The organism is Pedobacter sp. 05T44 (assembly GCF_056395985.1).
Window position 1 is genome coordinate 1 of record NZ_JBFTKO010000005.1, and the last position, 19,405, is coordinate 19,405.

Here is a 19,405-nt window from a genome sequence, read left to right on the forward strand (position 1 = left end):
TAGGCATAAAAACCTTGACGACTTGATAATTCGCCGCTGCCGTGGTTAGGCATTATTCCTACAAAATTCTGTATAGCTGAGGAATTAAGCGTAACACTTAATAACAATTGTTTTTTAGGTTCTAGACCACTGGTCAAATCTAAAGGACGCAGTGTGTGTTCGAGATGATGGTGTGTCTTTCTAATGCTAAGTTCTCAGAATAACGAAAACAAAAAAAGAGGGTATATCATCATTATAAAAATCATGATACACCCTCTTTTAATATAAAATAAAAGCGATTAAGCTCCTAATTGTACGCGTTTAAATGCAGTAACAGTTAAACCGTTAGCTGTATCATTTAAGAATTTACGAACATCTTTAGATGAATCTTTAACAAATTCCTGGTTCAATAAAGTACTGTCTTTGTAGAATTTATTCAATTTACCAGCAGCAATTTTTTCTACCATTTCTTCAGGTTTACCTTCAGCACGGATTTGTTCTTTAGCGATTTCAGTTTCACGCTCAATAGTAGTTGCATCAACATCAGCTTTATCTAAAGCAACTGGGTTCATAGCAGCAATTTGCATTGCAACATCTTTACCTGCTTCGTCAACACCAGCAACAGCTTGGTTTAAAGCAACCAAAACACCTAAACGGTAGTTACCGTGGATGTAAGGAACAACTTTCTCACCTGATACTGTTTCAAATTTAGAAATACCGATTTTCTCACCGATTTTACCAGTGTTTTCGATAATGATATCAGAAACTTTCTGACCATCAACTTCTAAAGATAAAAGCTCTTCTAATGAAGCAGGGTTTTTATCGATAGCTAAATCAGTAAATTTATTAGCTAAAGCAACGAAATCAGCGTTTTTAGCAACAAAGTCAGTTTCGCAGTTTAATTCAACAACAACACCACGTTTGCCATCAGCTGTAGCTTTAGCAATAACAACTCCTTCGTTAGAATCACGATCCTGACGTGAAGCTGCTACTTTAGCACCTTTTTTACGTAAGTAATCAACCGCAGCTTTGAAATCACCGTTAGCTTCGATTAATGCTTTTTTGCAGTCCATCATACCAGCACCGGTTTGTTGGCGCAATTTGTTTACATCTGCTGCAGAAATTTGTACTGTAGACATTTTATTTCCTTTTTAAGTTATTATCAAAAATTATGGGTTGTACGTGATTGTTGTAAGTAAACCTCCAACGCACAGCATACAACCCAAATTATATTATTAATTAAGCTTCTTCGCTTGTACCTTCTTCGGTTTCAGCTTCGCTACTTACTTTTTTTCTTCTTGCACCAGGAGCAGCAGCTTCAGGAGCATCAGCAGCAGCTTTAGCAGCTACAGCCTCTTTTTCAGTTTCTTCGTCTTTTTCACGTTTGCGCTCATCTAAACCTTCTTCAATTGCTTTGATGATAACATCAGTAATTAAAGAGATAGATTTAGTTGCATCATCATTCGCTGGGATTGGGAAATCGATGTTTGAAGGGTCAGAGTTAGTATCAACCATTGCAAAAGTTGGAATGTTTAATTTCAACGCTTCGCTAACAGCGATGTGCTCTTTTTTAACGTCAATTAAAAAGATAGCAGCTGGTAAACGGTTTAAATCCGCGATACCACCTAATAAGCTTTCTAGTTTGATACGCTCACGCTGAATCATTAAACGCTCCTTTTTAGAAAGGATCGAATAAGTACCGTCTTTAGTCATTTTATCGATGGTAACCATCTTTTTGATTGACTTACGTACGGTAGCAAAGTTAGTTAAMATACCACCTAACCAACGTTCAGTTACGAAAGGCATGTTTACTTTTTTTGCTTGCTCAGCAACAATTTCTTTAGCTTGTTTCTTAGTAGCTACGAAAAGAATCTTACGACCAGATTTAACGATCTGTTTGATTGCTGAAGCAGCTTCTTCAGTTTTAGTTAAAGTTTTATTTAAATCTATAATGTGGATACCATTGCGCTCCATGAAAATGTAAGGCGCCATTTTTGGGTTCCATTTACGGGTAAGGTGACCAAAGTGTACACCTGCATCCAATAAGTCTTGATATGTAGTTCTTGCCATTGTTTTGTCTCCTTAAGATTAACGTTTACTGAATTGGAATTTCTTACGTGCTTTTTTACGTCCTGGTTTCTTACGTTCAACCATACGCATATCACGGGTCATTAACCCTTTAGCACGTAATGCTGGTTTTTTCTCAGCATCTAATTCAACAATAGCTTTAGCGATAGCTAAACGAACTGCTTCTGCTTGACCTTTAACACCTCCACCAGCTACGTTTACATTTACATCATACTGACCAACTAGTTCAGAAACTTCGAACGATTGGTTAACAATGTATTGTAATGGTAACGTTGGGAAATATACTTTGTGGTCTTTACCATTTACGGTAATAGTGCCGTTGCCTTCTTTTAAATAGATACGTGCAACAGCTGTTTTTCTTCTTCCTGAAGTGTTTGTAACTGACATTTCTTCTTTAATTAAAGTTTAATGGTTTTTGGTGATTGTGCCTCGTGCGGATGCTCTGAACCTGCGTAAACATATAAGTTGGTGTATAATTTAGCACCAAGTTTAGTTTTAGGTAACATACCACGAACAGCTTTCTCGATAACACGTTTTGGGTGTTTAGCCATTAACTCTTTTGGAGAAATGAAACGCTGACCACCTGGGTATCCGGTGTAAGAAGTATAAATTTTCTCTGAAAATTTATTTCCGGTCAACTTAACCTTGTCTGCATTAATAACGATAACGTTATCACCGCAGTCTACGTGTGGGGTATACTCAGGCTTGTTTTTACCACGGATGATCATTGCGATCTTCGATGACAAGCGCCCCAAAATCTCGCCTTGTGCGTCAACAACAACCCACTGTTTGTTAACAGTTTTTGCATTGGCAGAGACAGTTTTGTAACTTAACGTATTCACTTGCTTGTATTTAATTTGTTTAACAATTATTTATTCCCCCTAAATTTTAGGGACTGCAAAGATAGTGTAATATCTTTAATTGTCAAACAGTTGAAGAAATATTATTAGAATAATAACGGGAAACGCTCTCCGTCAAAAATTTTTAAGCAATTTTTATACAATCTTAACACAAGGTTTATACAATGTTTATACAATCAAAAACTGTTTAAACGCTGTTTTACATCTGTATAACTAAAGCTCAGTCTGGCTTTATCTTACAGACCTGTACCCAAGTTCCGCACCGCCACTAACAGGCAAAATTGTTCCCGTAATAAACCTGGCTTTTTCCGAAAGCAAAAAAACACAGGCATCAGCAATCACATCTCCCTCCGGACAATAGCCCAAAGGATGTATATCGTCCAAATATTGTGCTATCGATGCCGGATTCGGTTGCTCTTTACTCCACTCCCGCAGCATAGGGGTCCAAACTCCCGCTGGCAGAACCGCATTTACACGGATTTTATATTGTGCATAATCCAGCGCCATCGATTTTGTCAGCGTATTCATTGCGCCTTTGGTAGCAGTGTAAGCTGCATGGTTTTCCTGTCCTATTTCTCCAACAAGACTACTTGTATTCAAAATACATCCTTTAGATTCTTTTAATGCTTCAAATCCATATCGGGTTGTATAGAGTATACTTTTCAAATTCACATCCATCAAATTTCCCCATTCCTCATCGCTGGTCTCATGCAAAGGTTTAGATGGCGAGGCCACACCTGCATTGTTGTGGATCGCATCTAATTTTCCATAGCGGGCTAAGGTCTTTGCAATTGCTATTTCAACATCATCGGCTTTAGATACATCGCATACAATACCGAGATGCGCAGAACCCAATTGCCTTACAGCATCTTCCACAGGTTCAGGCGAAGATGCCGCAACAACCACATTTGCACCGGCCTCGGCGTAAGCCTTTGCACACTCAAAACCAATCCCTGCTGAACCTCCCGTGAGGAAAATAACTTTACCGGATAATAATTGCATATTCAATATTTTTTCTATAAATCTTAATCTGTATGGAAAACCTGTTCCATATCTGTCCACACTTGCTTTTTAGCCGCTGCTTCGGGCAATGGTTGCTGGCAAGGATCTGTTTCTTTCCACCATCTTTGGGTTTCCGGATCATCCGCCATCTTCTTCATATCCGCATCAAAATCAACACCCGTATATTCAAAATAGCTGAACAAATAATAAGCATCTCCTATCTTTTCCAGATAAATCGAATAATTCCTGATGTTACATTCTTTTATTTTCTTTAAAACGGATGGCCAGGCATTGGCATGTAATTGCTTATAGTAATCCAATTTTTCGGGCTTTAAACCTGTTACAGAACCAAATCGCTTAACATTAGCCTGCTTGGTTTCTTCTTTACAACCGGTCAGAAAAAGGCCGGTAATAAACACAATGAGAATATATCTTTTCATTTTATCTGAATATACAATACAATACACCTGTCACTAATAAAAGCAAGCCCGACAGCACTTTGTAATTTCCTAATCCCTTCCAGGCAGTCCCCTGCAAAGGTTCCCATGGCGATTTCCAATAAAGCTGTGCGCTCTCTTCGGTATGTTGCACAGGATAGATATAAGAAAAGCTTACCTGAATAATCACACAGGTGCAAAAAAGGTAAAATGCCATCATCATAAATGGTATATGGCCAATTAGGGTTTCAGGAAATATCTTATTGATAGCAAATACAACTACTCCCAGAACAGACCCGATCCATAAGGTTAATTTGGCTGATTGGGCAGATGCTCCTTTCCAAAATACGCCCAACAAAAACACACAGGTTATTGGCGGCGCAATGTGCGCTATAATATCATTGATTCCACTAAATATGCTTTCGTATCTATTTAATAAAGGCAGCAATCCTAATGAAAATACAAGAGCAATACCTGCAGCTATTTTCCCTATCCTGATCAATTGTTTATCTGATGCCTCGGGGCGATAGCGCTGATACATATCATAACTAACCATTGTTGAAATGGAATTTAAGGCTCCTGAAACCTGACTCATTAAGCCCGATAAAAGGGCCGCTACTAAAACACCAATCAATCCTGAAGGCAGCAGCTGAGTAATCATAAGCGTATAAATGCCCTTTGAGTTTACATTTCCCTTATCATCAACACCTAAACTGCTTACATCTAAATGGCCGGTCTGCACTAAAGTATAAGCAAACAAGCCTGGCAGCACGAAAATAAAAACAGGTAAAATTTTTATAAACCCACAAAATAAAGGCCCTACTCTTGCATGATTTTCATCTTTAGCACCAAGCACGCGCTGTACAATGGTCTGATCTGCACACCAATACCAAATACCCAAAATAGGATAACCCAAAAACACGGTATACCAGGGCATTCCGCTGCTATCGCCATGTGGGCGCAGCATCGAAAGTTTATCCATCTCACCTTTGTTTTTTAATACATCAGTCATTGGTTCCCATCCGCCCATTTTATTAAAGGCAGCATAGCTGATAATAAAGGCTCCTGCAAGCAAAACAACTGTTTGGATAGATTCTGTTACAACAACGGCTTTTAGCCCGCCTATAATGGTATAAATAGCTGTGATTATACAAATTACAATCACGCTTACATACATGTTAAGTCCAAACAGGGTTTTCAATACAATACCACCCGCCAGCATAGAGAACGCGATATGGATAATTATTGCAGATACTACTGAAATGACAGCCAGCCAGTCGCGACTGGAGCGGTCGTAGCGCTTTTCCAGAAAATCGGGTAGCGTAGCAACTCCCGACTTAATATAAAATGGGACAAAAAACAGCGACAACAGAATAAGTGTAAACGCCGCCATCCATTCGAAATTACCATTAAGCAAACCACTATCAAAGCCGCTTTGCGCCAGACTAACCAAATGGACTGTAGAAATATTTGTCGCAAACAGCGCCAGTCCTATAGCCGGCCATTTTAACGTTTTACCAGCCAGAAAATACTCGCCGGCAGCATTCGCTTTGCTTTTGCGCCGATGACTGATCCCCGCCCATAAGCCTATAGCTAAAATACCAAGTATATACAGGATACTAATGCTTAAGTCTAGTGATTTTAACATCGCATATATTTTTCTGAGGTTTAATTTAAGGGTTTCAAATCGCAACTGCTGCCGGGTTCCATTGGTGTTTTATAAACCCCGCCCTCTATAATCACAGGATGCACAAAGTGCTTTTGCAAATGGGGAATGTGCTCCAGGAACAAAGCTTCATGGCCCATTGTAATGTGATTAAATAGCACTAAATGCTGATGAAGCTGACCCATATCGCCTACGTGTGGCACCACTGGAATTCCATATTTACGACAAAGCAGACTAACAGTAATAAATTCACTTACACCGCCCACCCTTACTGCATCAACCTGCATAAAACCTGCAGACCTGGTTTGCAAATAGTTCTTAAAGATAATGCGGTTTGGTACATGCTCTCCTAATGCAAGTTTGGTTGGGGCAATAGCATCGGCCAGTGTTTTATGTGCAAGTACATCATCCGGATGAGTTGGTTCTTCTATCCAGTAAGGATTCATGCCTCGCAGCTCTTTGCATATTTTTAGTGCTTGCGGTAATGTCCACTGCTGATTTGCATCCAGCATAACTTTTACATCATCTCCGGCTACTTCACGCACAATATGCGATCGGCGGATATCTCTCTGCGGGTCTGAACTGCCCACTTTCAGTTTCATAGCCGTAAAGCCTTCAGCAATGGCTTTCTTACAATTTTCGCGAACCTTCTCATCTGTATAATTAAACCAGCCTATTGAAGTATCGTACCCTGGATAGCCCTGGGTAACAATTTGTTTGCGAGCCTCTTTACCTGCCTCATTATCTTTTAATAATTGTAAAGCCTGAGCGGCCGTAAGCTCATCTTCTAAATAAGACAGATCAAGTGTATTTACTATTTCTTGTGGTGATAAATCATTTAACAATTTCCAAAGTGGCACTCCTCTCTTTTTAGCCCAAAGATCATAACATGCATTGGTAACAGAGGCAAGAGCCAAATGCACTATACCTTTATGTGGTCCAAGCCAACGAAACTGCTGCTCATTGGACAGCTGATTAAATACGCTTCCAAAATCAGACATTAGTTCTTCAATATCTCTTCCTTTTAGCTGATCTGCATAGAACTGCGCAGCCTTGCAAACAAGATCATTTCCCTCTCCAAGCGTAAATGCAAAACCTGTTCCCACTAAACCGCCGTCATCAACCAGATTGGTTACTGCATAAGAATATATGGGATCACGATGAATGGCATCACTGCCTGCACCCTTAGCTAACGGAAACCTTGCATCCTGTATATTTATACTTTTAATCATAAATCTAAATTAGTGCGTTACCTTGCTCCAAACAATGCATTATACTTCTGTTTTAATGAATTATTCTATTGCTTTAAATAATTCTTCATTCTATTGTTTATAATAAATCTAAATAAGCTATATTTGGCCCGAATCACAAAACGCGAGGGCATTGTCAGACAGAAAACCTACAGATTATTGCACCAATCCTCTACGGATCGACGAACAAGCGTTCGAAACCGTATATAATCTGTATTGGGAAAAAGTCTACGCTGTTTGCTACAACAATATCCGCGAAATAGAACCTGCAAAAGAGATGGTTCAGGATATTTTTAAATCACTTTGGGAACGCCGCCATGAGCTTGAACTCGAAAAAGTAAGCAACTATCTAATCAGATCTGCTAAATTTAAAACATTCGAATACATCAGAAATAAAGTTAGCAGGCAGAAGCATGTAAGCATCAAAATGCAATATTCATGCCCATCAAGCAATTGTACCGAAGAGCATGTTTTATTTAACAACCTTAAAGAAAAGGTAAATATCCTTGTTGATACGTTGCCATGCCAATGCAAAAGAGTTTACAAGATGAGTCGCGAGCAAGGGCTTAGCAATAAAGAAATTGCCTCTGCTCTTCTGATTACAGAGCGTGCAGTAGAATATCATATTACCAAAGCAATGAGCGTGCTTAAAGTTAAACTTGCACCCTATAATAATTAATTTTCAATAAAGCTTACGGAAATTACAGCGTTATGCTACTTACATTTAAAGCGCTAATTTTATATAAGTTTATGTTACTTTTACCAAAAAGACCTAAAACCAGGTAACTGTAAAGCCATATGAATATCAATCAAGAACTGATAGAGAGATACCATAGAGATGAGTGCACTCAAGAGGAACGCAAGGCGGTAGAGGATTGGTTGTTTGCAGATGACTCGGCAGAAGAGCTGGATCTTCCGGTTGGCGAAGACAAGGCAGCCCACAAGGCTGCTATTTGGAATGAAATAGCTCCCGCACCCGCTAAGGAAAGCATTACCAAAAGCCATTCGCTTTCATTCTGGAAAGGCGCAGTTGCGGCTTCAATAGTTTTAGGATTACTAGGCTTGGGTTTTTATCAATTTACAATAAAGACAAAAAATGATTCGCCTCAATTTGTGTCTGTCGATAATACTTCAGCAATAAGCGTTAGGCATCTTGATTCTAAAGGCTATAATATTTCCGTTGGCCCAAATACACTTGCTAAAATAAATTATGCTACAGGCTCCGTTGACCTATCGGGGAGTATGTTGATTTCTCCTAAAAAAGATGTAGAGCTTAAATTTAAAGGAACTGATAAAAAAATATCCTTAAAAGGGGGTCAAACTTACATTATCCTTAACGGTAAAACAGACGAGGATAAGATCATTGTAGTTAGCGAAAGAAACCTGATGGACTTGCCGCCTGTATTACAAAAACAAATCATAAATCAGTTCAGTATCTAATAAAACAAATCATCCTTGCAAGAAAAAACAATATATAAATCTGTTAAAAAGGTTATTCTTTTATTAACATCAGCCACCTTATCATTATTCCTTTATTCCTGCTCCCAACAACCAGAAACCAGCAACATGCTGGCGGGCAAAAATTACAGCATGTATATTCTTGGAAAAGATGGTAAAGAATATATCGTTGAAACCAACTCCTTAGACAGCGGAAAAATATTACCTGAACAACAAGGGGCAATGTTAGATGCAAAAGCAATGGACAGAGACATCATTGTTAAAGACGGTAGCTACTACCATCTAAACAGAAAGAAAGCTAAATTATCTAAATACAACGTACAAAAGGATTCTTTACATACTGTTGCATCTATCCCGCTAAAAGATTTTTCAATAGAGAATTATTTATGGGTAGGTAAAGACTCCTTGCTATTAACAGGATTGGACATTAAAGGTTTTAAGCAGGCAAAATACGTTCTGATTGAAACCGGAAAGATGGATCTGCTATCTTCAGGCAGCCTCGCAATTCCCCAGCCTTCTGGTAAGCTTACTTCTATGTCAATTGGGTTTGTAGAGCTGCGTAAAAATCACTTTTTCGTTGGTTATACGTACCACCAGCAATTAAGTTCCTCCAATTATACCACAAGCGACACCACTTACATTGCCGAGTTGGGCTATCCGCAAATGAATCTTTTAAAGATCGATAAAGATACCCGTTCCACCTATCCGGGGGGCATAAACACGGTACAGTCTTATTCCTTTAATGATGAGCACAACAATTATTACTTCATGTCGTGTCCGGGAATAGCTCTTGGCAATCGCCCCGACCTACCTAGCGGAATATTTAGAATCAAAGCAGGTGATGAAAGCCTGGATAAGGACTACTTTATCAACATCTCTTCGTCATTAATAAATAACCATGCTTATGGCATGTGGTATATTGGCAACAACAAAGCCATCATCAGAAGTGAAAGAAAGGACCTTTTTAAGGGATTAGGCGATCATTATAGCACCGCTCATTTTGAATTTTATCTGATTGATCTGGCCGCAGCAAGAGTTATTAAAAAACTTAACCTTCCCCTAGATAAGGGAACAAGAAGAGAGTGTATTATTGTTAAAGATAATATGGCCTACATTGCGGTCAATTCAAGCACTCAAGGCAACTTTATCTGGATTTATAACCCCAAAACAGATGACTTAAAGAAAGGGCTTGAACTGGCGGGCAATACCGATTTCATTATGCGCATCGATAAACTGAATCCTTAGAATTAAACTATTTTAATATTTTTTGCTTTCCCACCTTCGGGGAAGTCGTGGTTATGCTACTTACAGTATAAATACACAATATTAAAATAATGCTATATCGTAAAACTTTACTTTCAATATTCTTTACCGCTCTATCATCTTATGTGTTCGCACAAAATTCTTCCATCTCTGGAATTGTAAAGGATAGCACCACAACCATTTCCGGCGCTTCTGTTGTATTAAAAAATACAAAAACCGGAATCACAACTGATTCTAAAGGGTATTTTGAATTAACTAATCTCGTAAAAGGAGCCTATACCATTCAGATAAGCTACCTCGGCTATATTGCAGAATCGAGACGGATAACACTGAAGGAGGGCGAAAAACTCAACATCAATTTTTCTCTAAAAAGGGATCTCAGATTATTAAACGATGTAGCAATTGATGGAAAGACTAAAACACGAGAGATTAAAGAGTCCGGATTTTCGGTAAATGCCATTGAGACTAAAAAGTTTGCAAATACTACTGCCGACTTAAATCAGATTTTGAACAGGAGTACTGGTGTTAGAATCCGTGAGCAGGGTGGATTAGGTTCTGACTTCAAATTCTCCATCAATGGGTTATCAGGAAAACAAGTCAAGTTTTTTATTGACGGTATCCCAATGGATGTAATGGGAAGTGCAATGTCATTAAATAACATTCCTGTTAACTTGGCAGAACGCCTAGAGGTTTATAAGGGGGTTGTACCTGTTCAATTGGGGGCAGATGCAATGGGTGGAGCCGTAAATGTGATTACAAACCAAAAGGTAAGCAACTATCTTGACCTAAGTCATAGTTACGGTTCATTCAGCACCAACCGATCGGCACTAACGGGCCAATATGTTCATGAGAAAACAGGGATTATCATAAAAGGAAGTGGCTTTTTAAATTCATCTGTAAACAACTACAAAATGAAAGGTGTCGATGTAGTTGTGGGTGGTGTAAGAGATGGCAATTACATTACGGATGTTACCGATGCGGAGTATGTGAAGGCAGATGTCAGACGTTTCCATGATAATTATTTATCAGCTCTTGGTCAGGTAGAAGTAGGTATCACCAATAAAACATGGGCAGATGTGCTTTTCATTGGAGCCGGATACAATGAAGGTCATCAAGATTTGCAAACTGGCTTCGACCAAAACACGGTTTATGGAAAAGTTCGAAGAACCAACTATGCAAAAAGCGGAACTTTAAGATATAAAAAGGACAACCTATTTACCGAGGGACTGAATTTTAGTGCATTTGCAGCAAGATCCAAAGACACATATAAAACCACAGACACGCTGTTCCGCAATTATAATTGGGATGGGACCTGGTACGATAAAGGCTATACTGAAATGGGCAACGGGATTAAAACCATCGCCAATATCGTTAGACCACGCACCTATGCAATGGGAAACTTGAGTTATGTCATAAATAGTCAGCATTCTCTAAACCTTAACTATACACTCGATCATTTAAAGAATGAAAACTACAATCAGCTACAGGTAGATCGCGACAGTCTTCCTGGCCTGATGAATAAACAGATTGTAGGCTTTGCCTATCAGCAGAACTTGTTAGAAAACCGTTTGGTAAACACCGTTTTTGGAAAATACTACCATCTTGGTTTAGAAAGGGCTAAATATATTAATGGCGCCTATGCATTACTCGATACTGCCTTTGGAAATTTTGGGTATGGCATAGCTTCAAGGTATAAATTAACCAAAGGTCTCGGCATCAAGGCATCTTATGAGCATACTTATAGACTTCAGGAGGCGGAAGAAATGTTTGGCGACGGATTAAACCTGCAAGGTAATCCTGACTTAAAGCCTGAGCGCAGCGACAATATCAATTTTGGCGCATATTATGGCTTTCAAATTGATAAGAGCTCGTTTTTTATTGAAGCATCGGCATTTTACCGCAATGCGAAGGACTTTATTTTTCCTGTGCCAGATGTGCGTTCTAAATTGTTAAAAAACGAAAACCAGTCAAGCGTTCGCATTACAGGCTTTGAATCTGAGGTAAGATATAACTACGCTCAGCTTCTTTCCCTAACATTAAACCTTACCTATCAAAATGCAATAAATACAACAAAATTTGGGCAGACGGAATCTTACTATATTGAAGGAACGTATAAAAATAAAATCCCTAATCAGCCGTGGTTATTCGGAAACGCCGACTTCACCATTGGTCAAGACAACATCCTTGGAAAAGATACCCGTTTGCAATTTAACTGGTTTACACAGTATGTAAACTGGTTCTATCTGACCTGGGAAAGTAAAGGAAATCCAAATGGAAAATCAGACATTCCTACACAATTTATCCATAACGCCTCTCTAAGTTATTCCCTTCAAAAAGGGAAGTACAACATTTCTGCAGAGTGCAGAAACCTAACAGATCACCTTGCCTACGACAACTTTAAACTACAAAAACCTGGCAGGTCATTCTCCGTTAAACTCAGATATTTCATTCAATAAATTAATATTTCACACAATAAGCATGAATAAATTATTTTACTATACACCAAAACTGCTACTGGTTGCATTAATGCTCATATCAGTTAGCGGATGCGAAAAAAGAGACATTGGTAACGTAGAAGAAGGAACGAAATACGCTGCAATTCTATGTGTGGGCAGCTGGCCGAATACTGCTTATTACATCACCAGCATTCCTTCATTAACCAGCGGTACAATTAGCTTAAAGGGCAATGGTGCGGAAATGACAGGAAAAGTATATGCGCAGGATGTAGTGCAGAAAGATGGCTTTTACTATCATGCAAATGCCAATAGCGGGCGTTTAGGAAAATATCACGTAGAAAATGGATCATTGATCATAGACAAAGAAATTCCTTTTGCATGGTTAAACTGGAGTTCTTATGCCTGGGCAGATAATAACACGTTGGTTATTTTCGGAGAAGGTAATGGAGAAGCGCGTTATGCGGTAGTTAAGGTAGATAAAATGACCATTAAAACTGGCACACTTGGCCTTGAAGCCATCCCTTCTGGATTTCAGACCTATAGTATCGGCTTTGCTGAATACAGGGCTAACAAATTATTTCTGGGATATGGTTTCGGGTCTAATGACTGGTCTCAGTATCCTAACATGCCTGTTTATCAAAAATCATTTGTAGCTGTTATAGATTATTCGACTATGGTTGTGGAAAAATCATTAGCGGATACGCGTACCACGGGGCTTGGCGGACCAAGTGTTTATGCTCCATCATCTTTTGTTGATGAAAACAATGACTTGTATTTCATTAGTGATCCGGTAAATGTATATGATTACAAATCACCTGCAGCAATGTACCGGATTAAAAACGGACAAACAGAAATTGACCCTAGCTATTTCTTCAATTTTTCCGCTGCTGCTAACAATGAAATGGCTCCGGCAATGTGGTACATTGGTAATGGAAAAGCTATTGTAAGATCACGGATAGCCGGACAGTCCATTGATGCAGATCATTACTTCCGTGTTATTGACGTGAAAAATGGCACCCTTGTTAGAAAATTAGATCTGCCCGTGGATAAAGGTGAACGAATGGTAAATGGAGTAATTGTTGAAGATGGAAAAGCCTTTATTGCGGTTAATGCTGCCGACAGAGACTACATTTGGGAGTATGATCCGGCTACTGAGAAATTAACAAAAGGTGTTGAATTTATAGGTGGCATCGATTACATCCTTCGTATAGAAAAACTGAAATAGTAGATATAACTTTTGACTTGATAAATGGTTTTCAAAAAGATCAATGCCTGGTTTCATTTATGGCTTGGATTAGCATCCGGAATTATAGTATTTATCCTAAGCATTACTGGCTGCGTCCTGGTATTTAAACAAGAAATAAAAAGCATTAGCTCACCATGGCTACACGCCCGAAAAACTATAGATGCTGATCAGTTTTTACCCCCTTCTGTGCTTTACAAAGCCGTTCAAAAAACTTTGCCAGGCAAGGAAGTGGAATCAGTATGGTATTACGGAGAAAACAGGACTGCACAACTTACCATTCATGAATCAGATTCCATTGTCTATGTAAACCCTTATACTGCAAATGTGGTTGCCATGGTTGATCATGAAGACATCTTCCATTTTTTTGAAGATGGACATTATTATATGTGGCTGCCAGAAAAAATAGGCCATCAAGTGGTAGGATGGGCCACTTTCATCTTCTTTTTTCTCCTTATAAGTGGCCTTATATTATGGTGGCCAAAAAAATGGACTAAAAAAACACGCGAGCAGAGTTTTAAAATAAAATGGCGTGCAAAATTTAAACGGGTAAATTACGACTTACACAATGTGCTCGGTTTTTATTCCATCATTATAGCCATTATTATGGCATTTACAGCACTAATGATGAGCTTCACCTGGTTTAACAAAAGTGTATACTGGATGGCTGGTGGAGAAGATAAGCCTCGTATACAGGCGTTGTCTGACACAACAAGCAATTCCAAATCAAATATGCTTTCACAGGTTGATAAGGCATGGCATAAAGGCATAAACGAAATTGCTGAACACGAACGCAATGATATTCTGATGCATTTTCCAGAGAAAGCATCAGATCCGATTTATGTGTGTACGGATATGTACAGAGGAACATGGCGCGATGTTTATCTGGATCAGCACACACTTGCGGAGTTACCTGCTTCAAGTAAAAGATTAAGAGACGAAGACCTTGCATCCTGGATCCGCCGGTCTAATTATGGCTTACACGTAGGAGCATTTGCTGGCCTTACAACAAAGATCATTTATTTTTTTGCCAGCCTGATATGTGCCAGTTTACCTGTTACTGGTTTCTATGTTTGGTGGGGTAAAAGAAAAAAAGCAGCAAAAAAAAATAAACTCGTTCCAATACTTTCTTAAAGAAAACCTATGAAAACATATAGTACAGGAGGCCCAAAGCTTTCTACAGGATTCCTATTACCCTTTATTTTGCAAATGGCATTTATCGCTTTTCAACTCCCTTGCTATGCACAAACCAAAGGCAATATATCGGGCAAGGTAGTTGATCCCCAGGGCATACCTATAGAATATGTTTCTGTAGGCTTGCTCTACGAAGATGGAAAAATGGTAAAAGGAGCATTAAGTGACTCAACTGGAAAATTCACATTTTCGGCTGTCCCTGATGGAAAATACCTTGTAAAGGTTACCGGGGTAAGCTATCATCCGCTCACTACTCAATCATTTGTTATATCCGTAGAAAACAGAATACTGGACCTTGGCCTTTTAAAATTAAAGGAGGACAGCAAATTACTAAATGCAGTAGTGATCTCGGCACAGAAAAAGTTAGTAGAACAGACAATAGATAAAACAGTAATTAATGTAGAAAACAGCATCTTATCTGAAGGCAATACGGCGTTAGAACTTCTTGAAAGGGCTCCCGGTGTTAAAGTTGGTGAAGATGGCCAGATTTCGTTAAAAGGCCGTTCTGGTGTGTTAGTGATGATCAATGGAAAATCAACTTATCTCTCTCCAAAAGAGTTAAGCACCTTATTAAAAGGAACTAATTCTTCTTCTATTTCAAAAATAGAAATCATGAGCAATCCATCTGCTAAATATGACGCGGCCGGAAATGGTGGTATCATCAATATCCAGATGAAGAAAAATATGAAAACCGGTTTAAATGGGTCAGTCTCTTTAAACGGAGGGGCTAGCAGGAATGCACGCTATGGCAGTGCACTAAGTTTAAACTACAGAAACGACAAGGTAAATGTTTATGGCAGCTATGATTACGGTTATCGTGGCGAAACAGAATACCTGGATTTTGTTAGACGCTTTTATGATAACGGCAATGCAGGAGGTATCGCAAGCCGGGCTTCTTATCAGGATACAGAAACCGATGAGCCACTACATACAAATAACTTCAGGCTTGGGCTTGATTACGAGCTTGACAGTTCCAATACAATCGGGTTGCTTATAAATGGTAATGTTGGGAAATACACACATGATAGCAAGACTGGAAACAGGCTAATTTCTGGTGATGGGACAATAATTAGTCGTATGGCTACAACCAATTACGACCAGCAGAACTGGAAAAACTTAACATACAATGTTAACTACCTTCATAAATTTAAAAAAGAAGGCAGGACATTCTCAGCCGATGCTGATTTTGCGAGTAATAGCTTTACTTCTAATCTAAATTTAAAGACAACAACACTTCCATCAACGGATGGACAAGCCGGAATAACCACAAACAGACGAGGATATATCCCTGCCGTAACAGATGTATATCTTGCTAAAATAGATTACGCAGATCCCCTCACCAAAACAATAAAATTAGAAAGCGGACTAAAAAGCAGCATCATACAATCCGACAATAACCTCCGATACGATGTACTAAACAATGGCAACTGGGAGTACGACAGTAATGGCAGCAATCATTTCAAGTATAAAGAACAGATACATGCAGGATATTTCAACATTAATAAAGAATTTAAAGGCTTTAGTGTACAAGCAGGTTTAAGAGGCGAATATACGAGAACACAGGGCCATCAAATAACTACTGATTCTTTATTGATCCGCAGCTACTTTCAACTGTTTCCAAGTGTATTTATAAACAAGCCTATTGGCGGTAATCATCAAATTCAGGCTGCTTATAGCAGAAGAATAGAAAGACCAGATTATGGGGACCTCAATCCGTTCAGAGTGTTCAGAGATCCGCTGCTTTTTTATCAGGGAAACCCCTTTTTAAAACCAGAACTGATCAATACATTTCAATTGAGCCATAGCTTTAAGGGGAAATATACTACCGCGATAAACTACAACCAAACTACCGATGTGATTACCTGGCTAAGCGGCCAGATAGATTCATTAAATACCACTTTTGAATCTCCTCAAAACTTAAACAGGCTCATTAACTATGGCATTAGCTTCACCGCTTCTACCACATTTATTGAATGGTGGAATGGAACACATTTCGCAAACATTTTTCGTAACGAGTATAAAGGAAATGTGCAGAACAATACGTTTAACAACAATACAACGAGCTTTAGTTTCAACTCTCAAAACTCATTTAAAGCCGGCAAGGGCTACACGATGGAATTAAGTGGATTTTATTACTCTGGTTCAGTTTATGGTATATCAACCTACAAAGGAAGCTATGCAATATCAACTGGTGTACAAAAAAACATATTGAAAGATAAGGGAAACATTAAGTTTATGGTAAATGACATTTTCCAATCTAACAGATACAGGGAGCAAACAAAATATCAGAACATAGACATGTATACCAATAAAAGGCCTGATAGTCGTAGGATAATGTTATCTCTTTCTTACCGTTTCGGTAATCAAGACATTAGTAAAAAAGACCGCAAAACAGGTAGCGAGGACATTCAGAATAGAGTTAAGGGCGGTGGATAAGCAATAATATACTTTGAATTATTATCCCTGCAATTAAACAAGCACTAATGGCAATATATAGCCAGCTATTCCCAAAATAATTATGTTCAAATGAAGCCACGATTACATTGTAGGTCCATATTGCCAAAAAACCAGCAAACACCAACACAGGCAATCCAAGAATAAAATATATTGTTGTAGGTTTTATGTCTTTCTCCGCATTTCTGACGGTCAGGCCACTAAAAGCAATTACCGTGAAAATGCCAATCATCGCATAAGATGTGCTGTTTAGCAAATAGAACAAAAAGTATACAATAGCTAACGCAATATTTATATAGGATATGGACTTTAACATCTGTTAAAGATACTGATTCAATTGCAGGGACTGCATTAAGAAAAATGTAAAACAAGAGAACCATTCGGCCTTATTTTTGTTTAACTTTCATAAACGAATATCATTATGAAGAAAGAAACTAAAATAATTGCAGGTATATTGGCAGGAGTAGCTCTTGGCACAGCAATAGCAGTAATACTATCATCAGATAAAGATGGTGAAATGAAAGGCAAAGTAACCGATTGGTTCTGCGATTTATTAGATTCTTCTAAAGACAAGCTTGCAGATGTTTCAGATAAAGTGAAAGATACCATTGCAAAAGTAAGAGCGTAATATATTCTGAATGAAGATTGCTTTTCATGGTGCAGCACGCGCTGTAACTGGTAGTAAACACCTTATTACCTTAAATAACGAGACTCAAATTTTATTGGACTGCGGCCTTTTTCAGGGCATGGGCGACATCACAGAGGGCTTAAATGAGTCCTTCGGATTTGATCCTGCAAAGGTTACTTACATGATCTTATCTCATGCGCACATAGACCATTGCGGATTGCTGCCTAAGTTGGTTTCTGAAGGTTTTAATGGGCCTATATATTGTACTCCTGCAACGCGTGATCTGGCCAGGATCTTACTATTGGATTCGGCCAAAATACAAATGCAGGATGCAGAATATGCAAACAGGAAAATTAAGCGTGTAGAAGATCAGGAAATGCCGCTGTACACAGACAAGGATGTTAACAAAACGCTTAGTTTGTTTAAAACGGTTTCCTACGATCAGGATTTTGAAATAGACCCTAACATAACCCTACGGTTTACCGATGCAGGACACATTGTTGGCAGTGCAGCGGTCCATCTAAAAATAACTGAAGATGGAAAGGTAACGCATATCACTTTTAGTGGAGACGTTGGCCGTTATGGGGATTTACTGTTAAAAAGTCCGCAAACATTTCCTCAGGCCGATTATATCATCATGGAATCTACCTATGGCGATTCCCTGCATGTTGATCTGGAGCCCATAGAGAATATGTTATTGCAGATTATTAAGAATACATGCGAGATCAAAAAAGGGAAAGTAATTATACCGGCTTTTAGTGTAGGTCGTACTCAGGAACTACTTTATGCACTAAATGGACTGGAGCTTAAAAACCAATTGCCCGATGTCCGCTATTATGTAGACAGCCCTCTTTCATTTGAAGCGACTCAGGTATTAAAAGACCACCCGGAAGTATACAACAATGGTGTTAAAGAGGTTTTCAAAGTAGACCATGATATCTTCGATTTCAGAGGTTTAAAATTTATAGAGAGCGTTGAAGAATCCAAAGCGCTGAATAGTGATGATCGCCCTTGCGTAATTATATCCTCATCCGGAATGGCAGAGGGCGGTAGGGTTAGACATCACATCAGAAACAGCATCACCGATCGGAAAAACACCATTTTAATGGTCGGTTATGCAACGGCTAATTCCTTAGCCGGCAGGTTAATTGCCGGGCAAAAAAGAGTTTGGCTATTTGGGCAGGAATATGACGTACAAGCCGAGGTCCGCTCTATAAAATCCATGAGTGCACATGGTGATTACGAAGATCTATTGCAATTTTTATCGGTGCAAGACCCCTCAAAAGTTAAGCAGCTATTTCTTGTACATGGAGAATATGAAGTCCAACAAAAATTTGCGCAGCGCATCATCAACAATGGGTTTAAAAATGTAAACATTCCCGAATATCATCAGGAGTTTCAATTATAACAGGCAAAGGTTTTTATCT

At 38.8% G+C, this 19,405-nt stretch carries 18 protein-coding genes; 9 read left to right on the forward strand and 9 right to left on the reverse strand.

Annotation, left to right across the window (positions count from 1 at the left end):
- Window positions 1–278: 278 nt before the first annotated feature.
- The 8 genes from tsf to AC1DDK_RS10020 form a co-directional block, all read right to left on the reverse strand.
- Window positions 279–1,118, reverse strand: a complete 840-nt coding sequence (tsf, locus tag AC1DDK_RS09985) for a translation elongation factor Ts (RefSeq protein WP_477623040.1) — start codon at window positions 1,116–1,118, stop codon at window positions 279–281.
- A 100-nt stretch (window positions 1,119–1,218) separates the two neighbouring features.
- The gene (gene rpsB, locus AC1DDK_RS09990) at window positions 1,219–2,049 is read right to left on the reverse strand and encodes a 30S ribosomal protein S2 (protein ID WP_477633874.1); all 831 of its coding nucleotides are present in this window, start codon (window positions 2,047–2,049) and stop codon (window positions 1,219–1,221) included.
- 18 nt (window positions 2,050–2,067) lie between these two features.
- Window positions 2,068–2,454, reverse strand: a complete 387-nt coding sequence (rpsI, locus tag AC1DDK_RS09995; RefSeq protein WP_048907935.1) for a 30S ribosomal protein S9 — start codon at window positions 2,452–2,454, stop codon at window positions 2,068–2,070.
- 11 nt (window positions 2,455–2,465) lie between these two features.
- The gene (gene rplM / locus AC1DDK_RS10000) at window positions 2,466–2,909 is read right to left on the reverse strand and encodes a 50S ribosomal protein L13 (RefSeq protein WP_048907936.1); all 444 of its coding nucleotides are present in this window, start codon (window positions 2,907–2,909) and stop codon (window positions 2,466–2,468) included.
- A gap of 249 nt (window positions 2,910–3,158) precedes the next feature.
- Entirely contained in the window at window positions 3,159–3,929 is a 771-nt protein-coding gene (locus AC1DDK_RS10005; RefSeq protein ID WP_172659228.1) for an SDR family NAD(P)-dependent oxidoreductase, read from the reverse strand.
- Window positions 3,930–3,952: 23 nt separating this feature from the next.
- The gene (locus tag AC1DDK_RS10010) at window positions 3,953–4,369 is read right to left on the reverse strand and encodes an L-rhamnose mutarotase (protein ID WP_172659229.1); all 417 of its coding nucleotides are present in this window, start codon (window positions 4,367–4,369) and stop codon (window positions 3,953–3,955) included.
- A gap of 1 nt (window position 4,370) precedes the next feature.
- Window positions 4,371–6,014: a sodium:solute symporter gene (locus AC1DDK_RS10015; protein ID WP_172659230.1), complete on the reverse strand. Its 1,644-nt coding sequence runs from the start codon at window positions 6,012–6,014 to the stop codon at window positions 4,371–4,373.
- Between the two features lie 20 nt (window positions 6,015–6,034).
- Window positions 6,035–7,264, reverse strand: a complete 1,230-nt coding sequence (locus tag AC1DDK_RS10020; protein WP_337717136.1) for an enolase C-terminal domain-like protein — start codon at window positions 7,262–7,264, stop codon at window positions 6,035–6,037.
- Between the two features lie 151 nt (window positions 7,265–7,415).
- Here AC1DDK_RS10020 and AC1DDK_RS10025 point away from each other — a divergent pair, with 151 nt between their 5' ends.
- The 7 genes from AC1DDK_RS10025 (at window position 7,416) to AC1DDK_RS10055 (ending at window position 17,332) form a co-directional block, all read left to right on the forward strand.
- Window positions 7,416–7,961: a sigma-70 family RNA polymerase sigma factor gene (locus AC1DDK_RS10025; protein WP_172659232.1), complete on the forward strand. Its 546-nt coding sequence runs from the start codon at window positions 7,416–7,418 to the stop codon at window positions 7,959–7,961.
- Window positions 7,962–8,080: 119 nt separating this feature from the next.
- Window positions 8,081–8,722: a hypothetical protein gene (locus tag AC1DDK_RS10030; protein ID WP_172659233.1), complete on the forward strand. Its 642-nt coding sequence runs from the start codon at window positions 8,081–8,083 to the stop codon at window positions 8,720–8,722.
- A 15-nt stretch (window positions 8,723–8,737) separates the two neighbouring features.
- On the forward strand, window positions 8,738–9,985 hold the full coding sequence (locus AC1DDK_RS10035) for a DUF4374 domain-containing protein (RefSeq protein WP_337717134.1): 1,248 nt from the start codon (window positions 8,738–8,740) through the stop codon (window positions 9,983–9,985).
- Window positions 9,986–10,074: 89 nt separating this feature from the next.
- A complete protein-coding gene (locus AC1DDK_RS10040) occupies window positions 10,075–12,459 on the forward strand; it encodes a TonB-dependent receptor (RefSeq protein ID WP_172659235.1) in 2,385 nt (794 codons plus the stop codon).
- Window positions 12,460–12,481: 22 nt separating this feature from the next.
- The gene (locus AC1DDK_RS10045; protein WP_337717131.1) at window positions 12,482–13,684 is read left to right on the forward strand and encodes a DUF4374 domain-containing protein; all 1,203 of its coding nucleotides are present in this window, start codon (window positions 12,482–12,484) and stop codon (window positions 13,682–13,684) included.
- Window positions 13,685–13,708: 24 nt separating this feature from the next.
- Complete coding sequence (locus AC1DDK_RS10050) at window positions 13,709–14,836, forward strand: PepSY-associated TM helix domain-containing protein (RefSeq protein ID WP_337717129.1); 1,128 nt, start codon at window positions 13,709–13,711, stop codon at window positions 14,834–14,836.
- 9 nt (window positions 14,837–14,845) lie between these two features.
- On the forward strand, window positions 14,846–17,332 hold the full coding sequence (locus AC1DDK_RS10055) for an outer membrane beta-barrel protein (protein WP_337717127.1): 2,487 nt from the start codon (window positions 14,846–14,848) through the stop codon (window positions 17,330–17,332).
- Here AC1DDK_RS10055 and AC1DDK_RS10060 read toward each other — a convergent pair.
- On the reverse strand, window positions 17,316–17,666 hold the full coding sequence (locus AC1DDK_RS10060; RefSeq protein WP_337717125.1) for a hypothetical protein: 351 nt from the start codon (window positions 17,664–17,666) through the stop codon (window positions 17,316–17,318). The two genes, AC1DDK_RS10055 and AC1DDK_RS10060, sit on opposite strands and share 17 nt — an antisense overlap.
- Before the next feature lie 105 nt (window positions 17,667–17,771).
- Here AC1DDK_RS10060 and AC1DDK_RS10065 point away from each other — a divergent pair, with 105 nt between their 5' ends.
- Entirely contained in the window at window positions 17,772–17,978 is a 207-nt protein-coding gene (locus tag AC1DDK_RS10065) for a YtxH domain-containing protein (protein ID WP_048907947.1), read from the forward strand.
- A 10-nt stretch (window positions 17,979–17,988) separates the two neighbouring features.
- Window positions 17,989–19,386 (forward strand): MBL fold metallo-hydrolase, encoded by a 1,398-nt coding sequence (locus tag AC1DDK_RS10070; RefSeq protein WP_337717124.1) that lies wholly within the window; start codon window positions 17,989–17,991, stop codon window positions 19,384–19,386.
- Window positions 19,387–19,405 lie beyond the last annotated feature (19 nt).

Bases quoted from the DNA above. Each gene is read 5' to 3' on its own strand.
- AC1DDK_RS10040 (WP_172659235.1), top strand. From the start codon at position 10,075: ATGCTATATCGTAAAACTTTACTTTCAATATTCTTTACCGCTCTATCA.
- AC1DDK_RS10030 (WP_172659233.1), top strand. From the start codon at position 8,081: ATGAATATCAATCAAGAACTGATAGAGAGATACCATAGAGATGAGTGC.
- AC1DDK_RS10070 (WP_337717124.1), top strand. From the start codon at position 17,989: ATGAAGATTGCTTTTCATGGTGCAGCACGCGCTGTAACTGGTAGTAAA.
- AC1DDK_RS10055 (WP_337717127.1), top strand. From the start codon at position 14,846: ATGAAAACATATAGTACAGGAGGCCCAAAGCTTTCTACAGGATTCCTA.
- AC1DDK_RS10050 (WP_337717129.1), top strand. From the start codon at position 13,709: ATGGTTTTCAAAAAGATCAATGCCTGGTTTCATTTATGGCTTGGATTA.
- AC1DDK_RS10015 (WP_172659230.1), bottom strand. From the start codon at position 6,014: ATGTTAAAATCACTAGACTTAAGCATTAGTATCCTGTATATACTTGGT.
- AC1DDK_RS10005 (WP_172659228.1), bottom strand. From the start codon at position 3,929: ATGCAATTATTATCCGGTAAAGTTATTTTCCTCACGGGAGGTTCAGCA.
- tsf (WP_477623040.1), bottom strand. From the start codon at position 1,118: ATGTCTACAGTACAAATTTCTGCAGCAGATGTAAACAAATTGCGCCAA.
- AC1DDK_RS10045 (WP_337717131.1), top strand. From the start codon at position 12,482: ATGAATAAATTATTTTACTATACACCAAAACTGCTACTGGTTGCATTA.
- rpsI (WP_048907935.1), bottom strand. From the start codon at position 2,454: ATGTCAGTTACAAACACTTCAGGAAGAAGAAAAACAGCTGTTGCACGT.
- AC1DDK_RS10065 (WP_048907947.1), top strand. From the start codon at position 17,772: ATGAAGAAAGAAACTAAAATAATTGCAGGTATATTGGCAGGAGTAGCT.
- AC1DDK_RS10060 (WP_337717125.1), bottom strand. From the start codon at position 17,666: ATGTTAAAGTCCATATCCTATATAAATATTGCGTTAGCTATTGTATAC.
- AC1DDK_RS10020 (WP_337717136.1), bottom strand. From the start codon at position 7,264: ATGATTAAAAGTATAAATATACAGGATGCAAGGTTTCCGTTAGCTAAG.
- AC1DDK_RS10010 (WP_172659229.1), bottom strand. From the start codon at position 4,369: ATGAAAAGATATATTCTCATTGTGTTTATTACCGGCCTTTTTCTGACC.